This window comes from Microbacterium sp. BF1, from assembly GCF_019279095.1.
In the GTDB taxonomy this organism is placed as follows: domain Bacteria; phylum Actinomycetota; class Actinomycetes; order Actinomycetales; family Microbacteriaceae; genus Microbacterium; species Microbacterium maritypicum.
Genome location: NZ_JAGYWT010000648.1, coordinates 1 through 1154 on the forward strand (window position 1 = coordinate 1; position 1154 = coordinate 1154).

The window sequence follows — 1154 nt, forward strand, 5'->3', positions numbered from 1 at the left end:
GGTCGCCCGGGTCGTCGAGCTCGGCGACCGCCTGACGCAACCGCTCGAGGCGCACGGGCTTGAGCAGATAGTCGGCAGCCCGCAGCTCGAACGCCTCCACCGCCCTGGCCTCGTCGGCGGTCACGAACACGACGGACGGCGGTTCGGCGAGGGTCATCAGAGCGCGCGCGAGCTCCATCCCGTTCAACCCCGGCATGTGGATGTCGAGGAACGCGATCCGCACCGCCCGCTCGGACAGCACCCGCAGTGCCTCAGCCCCCGACGATGCCGTGAGGATCTCACCGACGCGGGGGTCGGTGCGCAGCAGGTGGACCAGCTCGTCCAGGGCGGGTCTCTCGTCGTCCGCGACGAGCACATCGATCGGAGGTGCGATGGTCATCATGAACGTCAGTCGTTGTCCGGGTCGTGCTGCGGCTGCGATTTCGGGACCCGCATGCGCACCAGGGTACCGGCGCCGGTGTTCGTCTCCACCACCAGGCCTCCGTCCGCGCCGTAGAGCTGACGCAGCCGGGTGTCGACGTTGCGCAGACCCACGTGGACGCCGTCGTCGCCCGCCGTGAGGGTCGCTCTCAGCCCCTCGGGGTCCATGCCGACCCCGTCGTCCTCGACCGTGATCTCGGTGTGGGTGCCGTCGTCGCGCGAGGCGATGCGGATCTCCCCTCCCCCGACGCCGGGTTCGAGACCATGACGGACCGCGTTCTCGACGAGCGGCTGCACCGACAGGAACGGGATGACCGTCGCGAGCGTCTCCGGCGCGATCTGCAGGGTGACCCTCAGCCGGTCACCGAAGCGGGCCCGCTCGAGCTCGAGGTAGGAGTGGATGCTGCCCAGCTCTTCGGCGATCGTGGTGAACTCGCCCTGTCGACGGAGCGAGTAGCGGGTGAAGTCGGCGAACTCGAGCACAAGCTCGCGCGCACGCGTAGGGTCGGTGAGCACGAACGACGCGATCGCCGTGAGGGCGTTGTAGATGAAGTGCGGGGAGATCTGCGCCCGCAACGACCGCAGCTCAGCCTCGGCCAGCTGCGTCCTCGACGCATCGAGTCCGCCGAGTTCGACCTGCGCCGCGCACCAGTCGGCGACCTCTTCGGCCGCCCGCACCAGCGCTGCCCGCACGGATGCTGCGAAGGCGACCACGACACCCACCACGCGTCCGT

The 1154-nt window shown here is 69.8% G+C and carries 2 protein-coding genes; both read right to left on the reverse strand.

Translation table 11 applies throughout. The features are described from left to right. Positions 1-382, reverse strand: a 382-nt coding sequence (locus KZA10_RS15705; protein ID WP_374196606.1) for a LytR/AlgR family response regulator transcription factor, incomplete at its 3' end; no start/stop codon positions are given. Between the two features lie 5 nt (positions 383-387). Beyond that, a partial coding sequence (locus tag KZA10_RS15710) for a sensor histidine kinase (RefSeq protein WP_218683350.1) occupies positions 388-1154 on the reverse strand: 767 nt, incomplete at its 5' end.